The 15,882-nt window shown below is 73.3% G+C and carries 16 protein-coding genes and 1 pseudogene; 9 read left to right on the top strand and 8 right to left on the bottom strand.

The features are described from left to right. Positions 1 to 17: 17 nt before the first annotated feature. A complete protein-coding gene (locus AC07A6_RS37525; RefSeq protein ID WP_362471811.1) occupies positions 18 to 959 on the bottom strand; it encodes a helix-turn-helix transcriptional regulator in 942 nt (313 codons plus the stop codon). A 62-nt stretch (positions 960 to 1,021) separates the two neighbouring features. On the opposite strand from AC07A6_RS37525, the gene AC07A6_RS37520 reads away from it, so the two are divergent. Both AC07A6_RS37520 and AC07A6_RS37515 read left to right on the top strand, forming a co-directional pair. Further along, complete coding sequence (locus tag AC07A6_RS37520; RefSeq protein WP_478780119.1) at positions 1,022 to 2,584, top strand: MFS transporter; 1,563 nt, start codon at positions 1,022 to 1,024, stop codon at positions 2,582 to 2,584. A gap of 592 nt (positions 2,585 to 3,176) precedes the next feature. Next, positions 3,177 to 3,650: pseudogene (locus tag AC07A6_RS37515) on the top strand (PfkB family carbohydrate kinase); the annotation flags it as partial. A 42-nt stretch (positions 3,651 to 3,692) separates the two neighbouring features. Here AC07A6_RS37515 and AC07A6_RS37510 read toward each other — a convergent pair. Then, complete coding sequence (locus tag AC07A6_RS37510) at positions 3,693 to 4,475, bottom strand: DUF6227 family protein (RefSeq protein WP_478780118.1); 783 nt, start codon at positions 4,473 to 4,475, stop codon at positions 3,693 to 3,695. A 192-nt stretch (positions 4,476 to 4,667) separates the two neighbouring features. Between AC07A6_RS37510 and AC07A6_RS37505 the strand changes: the two genes are divergently transcribed. Further along, the gene (locus tag AC07A6_RS37505) at positions 4,668 to 5,306 is read left to right on the top strand and encodes a vitamin K epoxide reductase family protein (protein ID WP_478780117.1); all 639 of its coding nucleotides are present in this window, start codon (positions 4,668 to 4,670) and stop codon (positions 5,304 to 5,306) included. Positions 5,307 to 5,444: 138 nt separating this feature from the next. On the opposite strand, the gene AC07A6_RS37500 is transcribed toward AC07A6_RS37505, so the two are convergent. Further along, positions 5,445 to 5,846, bottom strand: coding sequence for a rodlin (locus AC07A6_RS37500; protein WP_362471823.1), 402 nt, complete (start codon positions 5,844 to 5,846; stop codon positions 5,445 to 5,447). Between the two features lie 281 nt (positions 5,847 to 6,127). On the opposite strand from AC07A6_RS37500, the gene AC07A6_RS37495 reads away from it, so the two are divergent. After that, positions 6,128 to 6,661, top strand: coding sequence for a hypothetical protein (locus AC07A6_RS37495; protein ID WP_478780116.1), 534 nt, complete (start codon positions 6,128 to 6,130; stop codon positions 6,659 to 6,661). Between the two features lie 165 nt (positions 6,662 to 6,826). Then, a complete protein-coding gene (locus tag AC07A6_RS37490) occupies positions 6,827 to 7,069 on the top strand; it encodes a chaplin (protein WP_362471829.1) in 243 nt (80 codons plus the stop codon). A gap of 78 nt (positions 7,070 to 7,147) precedes the next feature. On the opposite strand, the gene AC07A6_RS37485 is transcribed toward AC07A6_RS37490, so the two are convergent. The 5 genes from AC07A6_RS37485 to AC07A6_RS37465 form a co-directional block, all read right to left on the bottom strand. Continuing rightward, complete coding sequence (locus tag AC07A6_RS37485) at positions 7,148 to 7,489, bottom strand: hypothetical protein (RefSeq protein WP_362471832.1); 342 nt, start codon at positions 7,487 to 7,489, stop codon at positions 7,148 to 7,150. A gap of 178 nt (positions 7,490 to 7,667) precedes the next feature. Continuing rightward, positions 7,668 to 8,993, bottom strand: a complete 1,326-nt coding sequence (locus AC07A6_RS37480) for a chaplin (protein ID WP_478780115.1) — start codon at positions 8,991 to 8,993, stop codon at positions 7,668 to 7,670. Between the two features lie 125 nt (positions 8,994 to 9,118). After that, a complete protein-coding gene (locus AC07A6_RS37475; protein ID WP_362471379.1) occupies positions 9,119 to 9,352 on the bottom strand; it encodes a chaplin in 234 nt (77 codons plus the stop codon). A 248-nt stretch (positions 9,353 to 9,600) separates the two neighbouring features. After that, positions 9,601 to 10,011, bottom strand: a complete 411-nt coding sequence (locus AC07A6_RS37470; protein WP_125603605.1) for a rodlin — start codon at positions 10,009 to 10,011, stop codon at positions 9,601 to 9,603. Positions 10,012 to 10,129: 118 nt separating this feature from the next. After that, on the bottom strand, positions 10,130 to 10,378 hold the full coding sequence (locus tag AC07A6_RS37465; RefSeq protein ID WP_362471374.1) for a chaplin: 249 nt from the start codon (positions 10,376 to 10,378) through the stop codon (positions 10,130 to 10,132). A gap of 103 nt (positions 10,379 to 10,481) precedes the next feature. On the opposite strand from AC07A6_RS37465, the gene AC07A6_RS37460 reads away from it, so the two are divergent. Genes AC07A6_RS37460 through AC07A6_RS37445 form a run of 4 tightly spaced genes read left to right on the top strand, consistent with a single transcriptional unit; the run spans position 10,482 to position 15,784 of the window. Further along, complete coding sequence (locus AC07A6_RS37460) at positions 10,482 to 11,657, top strand: DUF3344 domain-containing protein (RefSeq protein ID WP_478780114.1); 1,176 nt, start codon at positions 10,482 to 10,484, stop codon at positions 11,655 to 11,657. 19 nt (positions 11,658 to 11,676) lie between these two features. Beyond that, positions 11,677 to 12,882: a glycosyltransferase family 4 protein gene (locus AC07A6_RS37455; RefSeq protein ID WP_478780113.1), complete on the top strand. Its 1,206-nt coding sequence runs from the start codon at positions 11,677 to 11,679 to the stop codon at positions 12,880 to 12,882. Beyond that, on the top strand, positions 12,879 to 14,405 hold the full coding sequence (locus tag AC07A6_RS37450) for a sugar transferase (RefSeq protein WP_478780112.1): 1,527 nt from the start codon (positions 12,879 to 12,881) through the stop codon (positions 14,403 to 14,405). Before AC07A6_RS37455 ends, AC07A6_RS37450 begins: the two co-directional genes overlap by 4 nt. A gap of 2 nt (positions 14,406 to 14,407) precedes the next feature. Then, positions 14,408 to 15,784, top strand: a complete 1,377-nt coding sequence (locus tag AC07A6_RS37445) for an O-antigen ligase family protein (protein WP_478780111.1) — start codon at positions 14,408 to 14,410, stop codon at positions 15,782 to 15,784. The last annotated feature ends 98 nt before the right edge of the window (positions 15,785 to 15,882 follow it).

Raw genomic sequence — 15,882 nt, 5'->3', positions numbered from 1 at the left:
CCCCTGCCCGGACGCCCTCAGGCCCCCGCCCGGGCCAGCCGCGCGCCCAGCGTCCCGGCCGCCTCCGCCAGGAACTCCGGCCCGCGCACCGTGAACTCCAGCCCCGTCAGCGCCATCCGGGCAGCCAGCCACTCCGGCGCGTCCCCGCTCTCGAAGCGCACCCGCGCCCCGTCCGCCTCCGCCGCGGCCGCCTCGCGCAGCCACCCCGGCAGCTCCTCGGGCGGCGCGGCGAAGGACACGTCGACCGGGTACGTCCGCTCGCCCCGCAGCCCCCGCCGGACGAACTCCGCCGCCTCCATCGGCAGCGGGCGCGGCGCGAACCGGGCCCCCGTCGCGAAGGGCTCGCTCACCCGGTCCACCCGGAAGGTGCGCCAGTCCTCCCGCTCCAGGTCGTAGGCGACGAGGTACCAGCGGCTCCCGGTGCTCACCAGCCGGTACGGCTCCACCAGCCGGCGCGAGTCCACCCCGTCCCGGGCCCGGTACGCGAACCTCAGCCGCTCCGGCCCCGCCACCGCCCCGGCCATCGCCGTCAGCGTCCGCGGGTCCACGCTCGGCCCGTCGCCCCGGGTCACCGCGACCGTCGCCGACTGCAAGGCGCCCACCCGGTGCCGCAGCCGCGCCGGCAGGACCTGCTCGAGCTTCGCCAGAGCGCGCACGGAGGCCTCCTCGACCCCCTCGATGGCGTGCCCGGCCCCCACCCGCAGCCCCACCGCGATCGCCACGGCCTCCTCGTCGTCCAGCAGCAGCGGCGGCATCGCCGCCCCCGCCACCAGCCGGTACCCGCCGACCGCGCCCAGCGTGGCCTCCACCGGGTATCCCAGCTCCCGCAGCCGCTCGATGTCCCGCCTGATCGTCCGCGGGCTCACCCCCAGCCGCTCCGCCAGCTCGCTGCCCGGCCACTCGCGCGGGGTCTGGAGCAGGGACAGCAGGGTGAGCAGCCGGCCGGGAGTGTCGTTCATACTTCAAGATTGCCAGGTAAGTAGGACACCTTCTGGCCTACATGCCGTCTAGGTTTCTCTCCATGAGCACCGAGACGTCCATGGCATCGCCCGAAAGAGAGAACGGGCCCGTCCGAGAAGAGCGGAACGCACCCGCCGCAGCAGCACCCGCACCAGACGCCCCCGGCGACGACGCCGCCGCCCCGGGCGACCGCCGCCGCTGGCTGGCGCTCGCCATCGTGATGACCGCGTCCTTCATGGACCTGGTCGACGTCACGATCGTCAACATCGCGATACCCAGCATGCGCCAGGACTTCGGCGCCTCGACCAGCGCCATCCAGTGGATCACCGCCGGCTACGCGCTCGCCTTCGCCGCCGGCCTGATCACCGGCGGCCGTCTCGGTGACATCTACGGCCGCAAGCGCCTCTTCCTCATCGGCGTCGCCGGCTTCACCATCGCCTCGCTGCTCTGCGGCATCGCGCCCGACCCGTCCATGCTCGTCGCCTCCCGCCTCCTCCAGGGCGCCATGGCGGCCCTGATGGTCCCGCAGGTCCTCGCGATCATCCACGTCACCTTCCCGCCGCACGAGCGCGGCAAGGTCTTCGGCATGTTCGGCGCGATCGTCGGACTCGGCGCGGTCTCGGGGCCGATGCTCGGCGCACTGCTCACCGAGTGGGACCTGTTCGGCCTCGAATGGCGCACGATCTTCCTGATCAACCTGCCCGTCGGCATCGCCGCGCTGCTCATGGGCCGCGCGTTCATCTCCGAGTCCAAGGCCCCCAAGGCCCTGCGCCTGGACCTGGTGGGCGTCGTCCTCGCCACGCTCGCGCTGGTCATGCTGATCTACCCGCTCACCCAGGGCCGGGAGAACGACTGGCCGCTCTGGGGCTTCGTCTGCATGATCGCTTCGCCGGTCGTCTTCGCCGTCTTCATCGGCTACGAGAAGTACAAGATCAAGAAGGACGGCTCCCCGCTCGTCGAGCTCTCCCTCTTCCGGATCAAGAGCTTCGCCGGCGGCATCACGGTCCAGCTGGCCTTCGGCCTCGCGACCGGCATCTTCTTCCTGGTCTGGACGCTGTACATGCAGATGGGCCTGGGCTGGACCCCGCTGCACGCCGGCAGCACCGGCATCCCCTTCTCCATCGCCGTCTCCGTCGCGGCCGGCATCTCGGTCGAGAAGCTCGTCCCGCGCTTCGGCCGCAAGGTGCTCCAGGCCGGCGCGCTGGTCATGGCCGCGGGCCTGCTCCTCTACATCTGGGAGGCCGACCGCTACGGCATGGGGATCAGCTCCTGGCAGATGGCCGCCCCGCTGGTCGTGATGGGCATCGGCATGGGCCTGATCGTCGCCCCGCTGAACGACACGATCCTGTCCCAGGTGCCGCGCGAGCACGCGGGCTCCGCGTCCGGCCTGATCAACACCACCGGCCAGATGGGCAACGCGCTCGGCCTCGCGCTGACCTCCGTCGTCTTCTTCGGCTCCATCGAGGACGACCGGATCCTCGGCGTGCCGTACGCGGAGGCCTTCCGCGGCGCGCTGTGGTGGGTCGTGGCGGTCCTCGTGGTGATCTTCGCGGTGATGTTCGTGCTGCCGCGCCGGCAGATCCCGATGTCGGAGCGCGAGGGGGCCGTGGAGGGCGCCCACTGACGGCCCCCGGGCTCCGGCCCGGATGAAACGGACATGCCCGCTCTTGTGAGCGGGCATGTCCGTTTCTCTTTATTCTCCCCCGATCTTCTCCGTAGGGGGGAGAAGCTGGGAGAAGCAGGCATCAAACGGACGTAGACCCACAGGCGGTGATCCTCACGGTCACCCCCAACCGTTCCTGTGGACTGAGCGGGAGTTAATCCGATCAGCCGCACGCCCCGAACGGTCTTGGGCGCACTGGTCGCCGGCGTACTCAACCCCGAGGCGGCGACACGCATCCCGTGCGTGGTCCGGTCCCGGGAGGCCGGTTCCCTGAGCGACCTGGCCATATGGGCGCGGCCAGAGGCGACGGGGAGGCCCTGAACCATCACTCTGGTGGAGCAGGGGCCCCGCACGCTGGCGCCGTACCCGGCGTCCCAGATCGCATCAGTCACGCTATCCTGGTCGGCTCAGGACACCGCAATCCCGGCAGTCGCCCATCACACGATCGAGCTAAATCGATCCCATGTGCGCCCCTCGGCGCGTAGTTGCCTCCCCCTCCCTCGACCGGACCTACGAGGTCCCTTCGCCGGACGGGGGTGCGGTGCTCCGGGAGGCGGGGGCCCGCGTGGCCCTGGACACCTCGGGCCCCGCCCTGGCGGCGGCCCTGCCCGCCCGCCCCGACGTCGTCAAGCCGAACGCCGCCGAGCTCGCCGAAGCCGTGGGCCGCCCGCTGGCCACCCTCGGCGACGCCGTCAAGGCCGCCGAGGAGCTCGTCGGGCGCGGCGCCGGCGCGGTCCTGGCCTCCCTCGGCGCGCGCGGGCAGCTCCTGGTCACCGCCGACGGCGCCCACCACGGCACGGCCCCGGTCGCGGCGGTCCGCAGCGACGTCGGGGCCGGCGACGCCGCCCTCGCCGGCTTCCTGGCCGCCGGCGGCACCGGCCCCGCCGCCCTCGCCTCGGCCCTCGCCCACGGCGCGGCCGCCGTGCAGCTGCCGGGCAGCGTCATGCCGGGCCCGGCGGACCTGCGCCCCGAGGCCGTCCACATCACCCGGGACCTGCCCCTGGACCTCCCGCTGTCCGCCGGCTGAGGGCACCGCGCCCGCCGCAGCCGCGCCCGCCGGCGGCCCGCGTCAGCGGACCCGGGCCCGCAGTTCCATCGCCCCGCGCGCGGCGGCCTCGCTGTCGTAGACCTCGCACATGTGCCGCCCGTCCGGAGTCGCCGTGTGCTCGACCTCCCACAGGCTGAACTCGCTCCCGTCCAGCAGCACGAAGGCGTGCTCGTACAGGCTGAAACCGGCGTCCCGCCCGTCGGCCAGGCACTGCCGGCCGCCGAACGCCTGCGTGATGTGGTGCGCGTACGCCGAGCGCAGCAGTACCGCCACCGCCTCGCCCGGCCGGTCGGCGTTCTCCGCGCGGCGCAGCACCCGCCGGGCGTGGTCGGCGGACTGCTCCACCGTGTACTCGCGGCGGCGCTGCTGGGGCGAGGGGGCCGCGAACAGCGCGCTCAGCACCGCGAGATCGCCCTCCAGGCCCTCGTCGCCGTCCCCGTCGCCCGGACCGGGGGCCTCGGGCAGCACCGGCTCCGCCGGGGACTCGCCGAACAGCCGGGCCACCGCCAGCCCCAGTTCGGCCTTGCTCTCGAACACCTCGTGCCGGGTGCCGCGGTCGCCCCCGAGCCGGTAGGCCAGCTCCCACAGGGACGCCGCGTCCCCATCGGGCAGCAGGTAGGTGTGCCGGTGGGTCTCCCGCCACAGCCCCGCCGACGGGCTGTGGTGGGTGGTGTACAGCGAAGAGCTGTGGGCGAGCGCCGTGCCGAGGCGCTCGACCAACCTGTCCGGCAGGTCGAAGGAGTTGAGGGCGCGGCCCAGGAGTCGCTCGAGGTGCGCCTCGGTTGTCTCGTACGGATCGCTCAAGGTGGGTCTCCAGGCCGTCGCTGCTTGTCACTTCGCGGAAGCACAACGTAGCCCCTGCGCCTGACATCACGTCCGGGATTCGGTAAAACGTCCGGGAAGCATCAGGGGTTCCCGCCACACCTTCAGGTCAAGTTGGATACGGATGGCCCTGGTTCGCGGCGGTCCGTCACCTTGCGCGGGAGCATGGGCGGTATGGCAACGAACACAGTGGGCGTCCCCCGCCAGCAGGGCCGCCCCCGCATCCGCCCCGAGGGCGAACCGGGCGCCTCCCGGGGGCTGGCCTGGCTGCTGGTGGTCACCGGGGCGGCAGGACTGCTCGCCTCCTGGGTGATCACCCTGGACAAGTTCCTCCTGCTGGAGGACCCGGACTTCAAGCCCGCCTGCAGTCTGAACCCCGTGGTGTCCTGCGGCAGCGTCATGCAGAGCGAGCAGGCCTCCGCCTTCGGCTTCCCCAACCCGATGCTCGGGCTGGCCGGTTACGCCGTGGTCGTCTGCGTCGGCGCGGGCCTGCTGGCCGGCGCCCGCTACCGGGGCTGGTTCTGGCTGGGACTGAACGCCGGGACGCTCTTCGGCACCGGCTTCTGCGCCTGGCTGATGGTCCAGTCGCTGTACGAGATCAACGCCCTGTGCCTGTGGTGCTGCCTGGCGTGGGTGGCGACCCTGCTGATGTTCTGGGCGGTCACCGCCCGCAACGTCCGCACCGGCGACCTGCCCGCCCCCGGCCCGCTGCGGGCCCTGTTCACCGACTTCGCCTGGGCGCCGCCCGCCCTGCACACCGGGGTGATCGGGATGCTGGTCCTGACCCGCTGGTGGGACTTCTGGACGGGCTGACCCGGGCGGAGCGGGGAGTGCGCGAACGAGGGCCCCGGCGGCTGGACGCCGCCGGGGCCCTCGTCACTTCGTCGCCGTGTCACTTCGCTCCACGGGCGCCGGTGCGCGCCCTGACCGGAAGGGGCCGAGCGGAGGAGGTCAGCTGCCGATCGAGCCGTTGCCGGAGAGGACCGGGATGTTGCTCAGGATGTGGGAGAGCGGCTCGTCGCCCTTGGCCTGGGTGGAGTTCTCGGTGCACTGCTGGTTCTGCGGGTTGGACAGGACGTTGATGTCCTGGACACCGATGTTGAGCAGGGCGAGGATCGACTGGGCGTTGACCTTCGCGGGCAGGCCGATGCAGGGCTTGTTGAGGGAGCCCTGGACCAGGCCGAGCTGCGGGCTCATGTCGCCGGTGGTCTTCTGGTTGCCGTAGATCTGCTGGGCGCCGTTGCCGTTGACGGTGTTGATCCCGTTGTCGTTGCCGATGGCCATGGCCGGAGCGGCGCCCGCGCCGACGGCGGCGGCGGTGACCGCGGCGGCGGCCATGATCTTCTTGAGCATCATTGATCCTTTTGTCGCACGAGTGCCCGCTTGTGGAGCGCCCTGATCAACCGGTCCTCCTAGGGGTTGGTTCCGCCCCTTCACTCGATCGGCCCGTCCGGGGCGGCGATTTCGCCGGTCCGGGTGAGGCGCCTGCGGACGCCTGCGCGAAGCCCGTACGCAGCCCCCAGGGCCCGCCCCGCCAATCAAGATCGTGTTGCGCTCCGTAGAAGGGCTGCGCACGGTGGGTGAGGAAGCGGATTGTTCCCGTCCGCTTTCGCGACCACCCGAAGGAAGCCCCCATGCGTACGAAGCCGTCCCGCCTCCGCGTCCTCGTCCCGTCGGCCCTCGCCGTCGTCATACTGTCCGGCGCGGCCGTCCCCGCGGTGGCCGCCGACGGCGGCGCCGCGGCGGCCGTCGAAGAGCGGGCGGCCGCCGTGCAGGAGCGGATCGACCGGCTGGAGGAGGTCAAGCAGGCCGTCCCCGACCAGGTCGCCGCCGGCCCGATCGACGACCTCCTCGCCAGCCTGACCAAGACCCTGGGGGACCTGCTGGGCTCCCTCACGGGCCTGCTGGGCGGGGTGAAGCTTCCCGAGATCAAGCTCCCCGAGATCAAGATCCCGGAGATCAAGCTCCCCGAGATCAAGCTGCCGGACGGCCTCCCGTCGGTCAACCTCCCCGCCATCCCGGCCGTTCCGGCCGTCCCGGCGGTCCCCGCCGCCCCGGCCGTCCCTGCCGTCCCGGCGGCTCCGGCACTCCCGGCCACCGACGTGATCCCCGGACTGCCCGACATCCCGGATGTCCCCGACATCCCCGACATTCCCATCCGCAGCTAGGCGGGTCGGCGGGGTCCGGCCGGCGCCATGGTTACGACTATTGGGCTGAACAGGTCTGGTTCGGGTCTTCTTCGGCTCGCGGCCGTGTCGTCGGGGAAGCTGGACCGTTTCGCTTCGTGTGAGCCCCGGACAGGGGCAGGACATCGAAGAGAAGGTGCACTTCCCATGAACACTGCTGCCAAGAAGGCCGCTGTGGCCCTGGCCTCCGCTGGTCTCGCCGTCGCCGGTGCCGCCGGCGCCGCCTCCGCCGACTCCTCGGCCGAGGGCGCGGCCGTGGGCTCCCCCGGTGTCCTCTCGGGCAACCTGGTCCAGGTCCCCGTCCACGTTCCGGTCAACGTCTGCGGCAACTCCGTGAGCATCATCGGCGCGCTGAACCCCGCGTTCGGCAACGTCTGCATCAACGACTGACGCACGTATCGGTCAGCACCACACGACTGTGGGCGCCCCCGGCGATGCCGGGGGCGCCCACAGTCGTTCCCGGGCTGATCAGTTCTGGCTGCCGTTGACGTGCACGCCACCGAGCAGCGGGGACGCCTGGGTCACCCCGTTCGCCAGGCCCAGGAGCTTGCCCGGGTCGCTGCGGAGCTTGTTGACGCCCTGGGCGGTGCCGACGACCTTGTTGACGGTGTCGCCCTGCTCGGCGAGGGCCATGCCCACGGTCTCGGGGGACGAGGCGATGACCGGCTCGACGGCGCTCAGGGCCGTGTTCCATCCGGCCGACAGGCTCATCGGGGGACCGGCGGGCGCTTCCGCCGCCATGGCGGGAGCCGCCGCTCCGAGCGCGGCGACGGAGCCGGCGACGACAGCGGCGGCCTTGGAGAGCTTCATTATCGAAAATCCTCTTCTATTCGTGGACAGAGGTGTCGGCGGCGACCGTCGCGCCGCTTTCGACCTGGCTAACGATTACCGGCCCCTACGGAAACGCGGGCCGGGCGCACGGCAGCGGCCGGAGAATCCGAGGGGGGATTCTCCGGCCGGTATTTCTTCTGATTACCGGTATTCCCGGTCAGTCGATACGGGACCTGCGGTACAGAATCGCGCCGCCGAGGATCAGGGCCGAGGCGAGGGCCGCCATGGCCGAGACCTCACCCGCTCCGGTGGCCGCCAGCTCCGGTGCGGCCACCCGGGCCGGAGCCGGGACGGGGGCCGGCGGGGCGGCCTCGGGGGCCGGCGCCGGGGCGGGACCGGACGCCGGGGGCAGGTGCACCGGGAGGTCGCCGGCCGGGGCCGCCGGGGGCTGGTCCGCGGGGCGGACGACCTCCGGGACGGGGAGCGGCGCGGGCGCGGGCCGCTCCGGCTGGCTGCCGTGCGGCGGGCGCGGCGCCGGAACCTCCGCGGCGGGGGCCGCCGGGGCGGGGGCCGGGGCCGGCTGCGCCTCGGGCTGCGGGGCCGGGGCGGGCTGCGGGACGGGGGCGGGGACCGGTGCCGGGAGGGTGTGGGGCTGCTCGGCGGGCTGCGGCGCCGGGGTCTCGGCCTGCGGGGGCTGCGGCGGGGGAGCCGGGGCCGGTGCGGGCTGGGGCGCGGGCTGCGGGGCGGGGGCCGGAGCGGGCGCCGGGGCCGGCATGGGGGCCGGCGTCGGGGCGGGGGCCGGGTGCTCCGCCACGGGGCCGGGCTTCGGCTCGGGCTTCGGCTCGGGCTTCGGCTCGGGCTTCGGCTCGGGCTTGGGGGCGGGCCGCGGCTCCGGCTTGGGCTTCGGGTGCTGCGGCGCCGGGGCGGGCGGTGCCGGGTGGGGTGCCGGGTGCTCCGCGTGCGGGGGCTGCTGCGGCGGGTGGTCGTCGCACTCCTCCCCGTTCTCGCCGGAGCCGTTCCCGCCGTAGCCGCCCTCGTCGCCGCCGTCCTGGTGGTGGCGGGGCGGCGCGGGGGGCTCGTGGCGGGGCGCCTCGTGGCGCGGTGCGGCGTGCTTGGGGGCGTGCGCGCGGGGTTCCTCGTACCCGCGCTCCTCCTCGTGGCGCTGGCGGGGCAGCGCGTGCCGGCCGCCCTGCTGTTCGTCGAGGTAGCGTTCGAAGGCCGCCCGGTGCTCCGGGCTCAGGTAGCGCTCGTAGTCGCGGCCGCCGTCGTCGCCGGCGTGGGATCCGGTGGAGCTGACGCAGGTGTTGCCCATCGAGGGGTTGAGGGCCGCACCCCCGTCCACGCTGTTGCCGCACAGGTTCGGTGTGACCGTGATCGGTACCGAGACGCTGTTGCCGGACAGCACACCCGGCGAATGCGAGGCCTCGGCCATCGCCCCTGGATGCGCGCACGCCGCGCCGGTCGCGATCGACAGCAGGCTCGATGCGGCCGCAGCGGTGAGCACCCCCTTGCCCAGTACCTGTCGGCTCAGTACCTGTCGCATGGGTCCTTCCCTGTCCACCGGCGCGTGGGCCGGTACTGAATCGAAGGTGGCCTCGGAGTGCACCGCCGTGCACTCCGAGGCCACCCCGAGGAGGTCTGCCCTGCCCTTGCGGGCCGAGGGCTACGTCAGGCGTTGACGCAGGTGTTGCCGAAGGCCGGGTTCAGGAGGCCGACCAGCTGGGCGGTGTTGCCGCAGACGTTCACCGGGATGTGCACGGGAACCTGCACGAGGTTGCCGGAGAGGACGCCGGGGGAGTCCTTGGCGATCCCGCCGGCGGTGGCGTCGGCCATGGCGGGGGAGGCGACACCGGCGGCCATCATCGCGCCGGCGGCCAGCACCACTGCCTTCTTGTGCTTCATTTTCTTTTCCAATCCTTCCCGCAGAGGTGTATCCGCTGCAAAAACAACAACGAGTGGGCCAGGGAAAAGAAACCGCGAATTTCTCGGGGCTTCTGTGCAATTCACTCCGATGCCCGAGGAGGCCGTTCCGGACGTGAATTCCGGCCGGTAATGGGGGCGTGGGAGGGGGCCTGAATTGCGTGGGCCCGGCATGCGGCGAGGCCGCCGCGACCCGGGGGTGCGACGGCCTCGCTCGGGGTGCTGCGCGATCAGCTGCCGGCGGAGACGTTGCCGGAGAGGATCGGGATGTTGTCCAGGATGTGCGACAGGGCCTCGTCACCCTTGGCCTGGGTGGAGTTCTCGGTGCACTGCTGGTTCTGCGGGCTGGACAGGACCGGGATGTCCTGGACGCCGACGTTGATGAGCGCGAGGATCGACTGCGCGTTGACCTTGGCCGGCAGGGCGATGCAGGGCTTGTTGAAGGAGCCCTGGATCAGCGCCATCTGCGGGCTCATGTTGCCGTAGGTGGCCTGGTTGCCGTAGATCTGCGCCGAGTTGTTGCCGTTGACGGTGTTGATGCCGTTGTCGTTCCCGACAGCCATCGCCTGCGGGGCCATGGCGGCGCCGAGGCCCACGGTGGTGGCGGCAACCGCTGCGCCGGCCGCAAACTTCTTGATCATTATCGTCCCTTTTTTGCAGGATTGCCCGGTACTGGAGCATCCGGATCAACGCCCTCGGCCCGGCTCGGGTTGCGTCGCTTCACCCGGATGCCGCCGTTTCGGGCGGCGCGGTTGACGCTCAGGCGTTCACGCAGGTGTTGCCGAACGCGGGGTTCAGCAGGGCGATCACGTTGACGGTGAGGCCGCAGACGTTCACCGGGACGTCCACGGGGACCTGGACCACGTTGCCGCTCCCCACGCCGGGGGAACCCGCGGCGACACCGTCCGCCGAGGCGCCGCCGTGCGCGGAGGCGAGGCCCGCGCCGCCCATCAGCATCGCCGCGCCCGCGACCGCCACGGTGCTGCCGCGCATCAGCCTCTTCTTCATCTCCGTATTTCCTTTCGGTTCGAACGATGGTGCACCGGCATAACGACCCGCCCACGGAGAGGGTGCGTGCTATCGCCCAAAAGGCCGTACGAGCGAGTCCGACGTGATTTCCAGCCCGATTTCTGACAAAGTTCACTCCTGTTTTGTCCCCTTGATCGAAAATGGAGACAGGGTCATGGGTTCCTCCCGCAGAATCCTCGGCACACTCGGCCTGCTGTCCTGCCTCACACTTTCCGCACAGGTGCCCCAGGCGGGCGCCGCGGTGACCGCCGGGGCCCGCGAATCGCCCCGGGTGCCCTTCACGCAGCGCTACCAGGCCGTCCAGCACGGCGGGCTGGTCAGGGCCTCCAACTCCGCCATCAGCTGCCGCCGCGAGGAGAACGACCAGGCCGAGCCGTGCGCCGAGGTCAAGAAGGGTGCCGCGGGGGTCAACGGCGACTTCGAGATGTTCTACGACGAGGTCGACAAGGACCCGGACACCTACAACTCCACCCGGGCCGAGCTGAAGGTCCCGCAGGGCGCGAAGGTCTCGTACGCCCGTCTGTACTGGGGCGGGAACCTGCGGGTGGGGGAGCAGAAGCCGCCGGAGGACAACGGGCGGGTGCTGGTCGCCGAGCCCGGGGGCGCGTACAAGGCGGTGCTGGCCGACACCGTGATCGGGCACCACACCGACCAGGGCAGCGACGCCTACCAGGCCTCGGCCGACGTCACCCCGATGGTGCGCAAGGGCGGGGCGGGGATGTGGACCGTGGCCCAGCTCAACGTGGCCATGGGCCACTCGCAGGCGGGTGCCTGGGGCGGCTGGACGCTGGTCGTCGCCTACGAGCACCCGCAGGAGCCGCTGCGCCGGGTCTCGGTGTGGGACGGCTTCGAGTCGCTGGCCGCCGGCGCCGGCGAGGCGGCGGGGGAGACGGTGGAGGTCACCGGCCTGGACGTGGCGCCCGGCGCCTCCGGGAAGGCCGGGGTGGTCGCCTACGACGGGGACCGGGGGACCCTCGGGGACTCACTCACCGTGACCGCCGACAGTGGTCGACGGGTCAACGTCAGCGATTCAGAAAATCCTTTTAATGATGTTATGAATTCCACGATCACGGAATTCGGACGTCCCCCGTTCGTGCGACAGCCCGAACATATGAATAATCTCGGATATGACGCGGACGTGTTCGACCTGAGTCCCGCCCTGTCCGGTGGCGCCCGCAGCCTGAGCTTCAAGTTCGCGGGCGAAAGCCAAGGTCAATTCCTCGGTGTGCTCTTCGTTCAGACAGACGCGCGCCGCTGAACGCAGGAGACCACTCCACGTGCCGAAACACCCCTCGCCGGACCCGTCACCGGCCGCTTCCGGTTCCGGTTCCGGTTCCACCTTCACCGTCCTCCACCTCGTCCAGCCCGTCGACGGAGGCGTCGCCCGCGTCGTCGCCGACCTCGCACGGGCGCAGACCGCCGCCGGCCTGCGCGTCCTCGTCGGCTGCCCGCGCGGCGGACAGCTCGCCGACGCCGCCCGCGACGCCGGAGCCGAAGTGCACACCTGGCGCGCCGGACGCTCCCCGGGACCCGGGCTGCCCGCCGAAGTCCTCGGCGCCGCCCGGCTGATCCGGCGCCTCGCCCCCGACGTGCTGCACGCCCACAGCGCCAAGGCCGGACTCGCCGGACGCCTCGCCGTACGCGGCTGCCTGCCGACCGTCTTCCAGCCCCACGCCTGGTCCTTCGACGCCGTCAGCGGCACCACCGCCGCCCTCGCACTGCGCTGGGAACGCGTCGGCGCCCGCTGGGCCGACCGGGTTCTCTGCGTCAGCGAAGCCGAACGCCGGGCCGGCGAGGCCGAAGGGATCACCGCCCGCTGGGAGGTGATCCGCAACGGCGTCGACCTCACCCGCTTCCGCCCCGCCCGCGGCGGCGACGGCGGCCGCGCCGAAGCCCGCACCGCACTGCGGCTGCCCGACGGCGGACCGCTCGCCGTCTGCGTCGGCCGGCTCTGCCCCCAGAAGGGCCAGGACGTCCTGCTGCGCGCCTGGCCCGAGGTCCTCGGCGCCGTCCCCGACGCCCGCCTCGCCCTCGTCGGCGACGGCCCCGACTCCGAACGGCTGCGGCGCACCGCACCCCCCGGCGTCCACTTCGCCGGAGCCGCCGCCGACATCCGACCGTGGCTTCACGCCGCCGATCTCGTTGTACTGCCGTCGCGGTGGGAAGGCATGGCGCTCGCCCCGCTCGAAGCCATGGCCTGCGGCCGCCCGGTCCTGGTCTCCGACGTCAGCGGTGCCCGGGAAAGCCTGCCGTCCGGCCAGGGACGGCTCTGCCTGGTACCGCCGGAGGACCCGACGGCGCTGGCCAAGGCCCTGGGACGGCTGCTCGCCGAACCGCGGCTGCTCACCGAACTCGGGGAGCAGGCCCAGCAGCACGCCCGGACCGAGTTCGACGTGCGGCGGACCACGGACGCGGTCACCGGCCTGTACCACGAACTGCTGGGCAGGCCCCGGCCCTTGAACCAGGAGCGCATCAGCCGATGACGATGGACAGCGCACCCGCCCGGCACACCGGGCAGGGCGGCACGGGGCACGCCGGCGGCAGCGCCTTCGCCCCCGCGGCTCCCGCCGAAACCCGCCGTGCCGTGACCGCCATCCACCCCCCGCGCGGACCCCGCGCCGACCGGGCCCGCGCCGCCGTCCGGCCGCAGCGGGCCCGCCGCCACGAAGGCGTCACCGCGCTGCTCACCGCCGACGCGCTCGCCGCCGCCGTCACCGCGACCACCCTGCCCGCCGGCACCCTGCCCCCCGAAGCCGTACTCCCCGCCGCCGCCCTCCTCACCGCCCTGCACGCGCAGGCCGGCCTCTACCGGCCCCGCCTCGCCCCCTCCGCACTGCGCGAACTGCCCGCCCTCGCCGGACGCGCCGCCGTGCTCTGGGCCGGGGCCGCCGCCCTCCTCGCCGCCGCCGCACCCCAGCGCGCCCTCGGCTGGAGCGCGCTCCTCGGCGCCATCGGCCTCCAGGTCGTACTGGCGTGCGCGGGACGCGGGTCCGTCAACCAGCTCCGCCGCCGCGCCGCCGTACGACGGCCCGTCTCGGCCCTCGTGGTCGGCCCCGGCGAGGGCACCGGAGCCGTCGCCGCCGCCCTGCACGGCCGCCCCGAGTACGGACTGCGCCCCGTCGGGATCGCCGACACCGCCGCCCCCGCCGACGGGGACCCCGGCCAGCTCCCCGTGCTCGCCACCCACGAGGACGTACGCCGCGCCGTCATCCAGAACTCCGTCCGCGAAGCCGTCTTCACCTGTCCCCCCGAGGCCGACGAACGCACCGCCTCCCTGGTCCGGCTCTTCCACGACCACGGCTGCCGGCTCTGGCTCGCCGACCCCGCCGGGACCGCCAAGGTCACCGGCATGCGCGTCGCGCAGCCCGCCGACCAGCTGTGGGGATACGCCGTACAGCCGCTCCTGCCGCGCCCCTCCCGGCCGCTGGAACGCGCCGCGAAGCGGGCCATCGACTCCTGCCTCGCCGCCCTCGCGCTGCTCGCCGCCGCCCCCGTCATGGGCGCCTGCGCCCTCGCCGTCCGGCTCTCCGACGGACCCGGGGTGATCTTCCGGCAGGAGCGGGTCGGCCTCTACGGACGGCCCTTCACCCTGCTGAAGTTCCGCACCCTGCGCGCCGACGAGCACGAGTCCGCCACCCGCTGGACCGTCGCCGGCGACCGGCGCATGAGCCCGGTCGGCTCCTTCCTGCGCAAGTCCTCGCTGGACGAGCTGCCCCAGCTGTGGAACGTCGTACGGGGTGACATGAGCCTGGTCGGCCCGCGCCCCGAACGGCCCTTCTTCGTCGCCAAGTTCAGCACCGTCCACCCCGGCTACGAGGCCCGCCACCGGATGCCCGTCGGCATCACCGGCCTCGCCCAGATCAACGGACTGCGCGGCGACACCTCCATCGAGGACCGGGCCCGCTTCGACAACCACTACATCGACACCTGGTCGCTGTGGCAGGACCTGTGGATCCTCGCCCGCACCGCCGCCTCCTTCTTCCGCTTCCGGCTGGGAGGGAGCTGAGCATGACCCTCGCCATGACCGCCCCCGCACGGGCCTTCGACACGGGTGCGCTGCGCCGCCACTGGCCGCTGCTGCCCCTCGCCGCGACCGTCCTGTTCCTCCTCGCCCCGCTCCCCGCCGGCGACGCGACCGCCTCCGGCAAGGTCGGCCCCGCCGACGCCGCCTCGCTGTTCCTCGCCCTCGTCTGCGGGATCCAGGCCCTGCGCGGCCGGGTACGGACCCTGAGCCCGCTCGGCGTGCTCGTGCTCGGCGCCCCCGGCGTCGGGCTCGCGGTGTCCACGATGACCGCCGGCGACCCGTACGCCGCCCTCCCCGGCTTCGTGCGCTACCTCCAGGTCTTCGTGCTCGTCCCGGCGGCCGTGGTGCTGCTGGTGCGCGACGCCCGCGAGTTCCGGATCGCCGCCGGGTGCTTCGTCGTCCTGGCCCTGGTCCAGGGAGCGGTGGGAGTCGTCCAGTACGCCACCCACACCGGCGCCTCCTACCAGGGCGCCAACGTCCGCGCCGTGGGGACCTTCGGCCCCGGCGACGTGATGGGCATGGCCACCGTCGTCGCGTACGGGCTCGTCGTCGCGACCGCCGCCGCGCTCGCGCCGGGGCTGTCCAAGCGGGTCCGCCGTGCTGCGGGGGCCTCGGCCCTCGCCCTGGTGCTGCCGCTGGTGCTGTCCTTCAGCCGCGGCGCCTGGATCGCCACCCTCGGGGCGGCGGTGCTGGTGATGTTCCTGGCCGGGATCCGGCGGGCCCTGCGGGTGCTCGTCGCGCTGGCCGCGCTGGGCGTCGTCCTCGTCGGCGGGCTCGGCGTCGGCTCCGAGATGGTCGCCGAGCGGCTCACCTCCATCACCCAGGTCTCCAGCGCCCCCGACCAGTCCGTGACCGACCGCTACACGATGTGGGCCGCCGCCGAGTCGATGTGGCGGGAGCGCCCCGCGGTGGGCGTGGGCCTCAAGGGCTTCCCCGCGCACCGCGACGGCCACTCCTCGCTGGGGCTGTCCTCCGGCAGCGACACCGCCGGCGCCGGACAGGCCTTCATCAAGCAGCCGCTGCTGTCCCCGCACAACATGTACCTCCTCGTCCTCAGCGAGCAGGGCCTGATCGGCCTGCTCGCGCTGGCGGGCGGCTGGGCCGCACTGCTGGTCGCCGGGCTGCGGCGGTGCGCGGCCGGCGCCGACCGGGCGGTCCGGGACTGCGGACTGATCGCGACCGGGCTGTTCGTGTGGCAGCTGACCGACTTCCTGTACGCGGACATCGGCGGGCCGTCCACCGTGCTGACCGGCGTGATCATCGGACTCGCGGCGTGGTGGGCCCTGCCCTCCCCGGGGTTCGCCGCCGGCTCCGCGCCCGGGCAGGGCCCGCTGGCCGCCGAGGGACCGGCCGGCCGGTGACCGACACGACTCCCTGGCGGCGGGACGGGGGGGGGGGGGGGGGGGGGGGGGGGGGGGGGGGGGGGGGGGGGGGGGGGGGCGGGGGGGGGGGGGGGGCG

It is taken from the genome of Streptomyces sp. NPDC044002, assembly GCF_056434525.1.
Note: the sequence above shows the minus strand (reverse complement) of the source record. Positions and strands in the feature narration are given on the sequence as shown.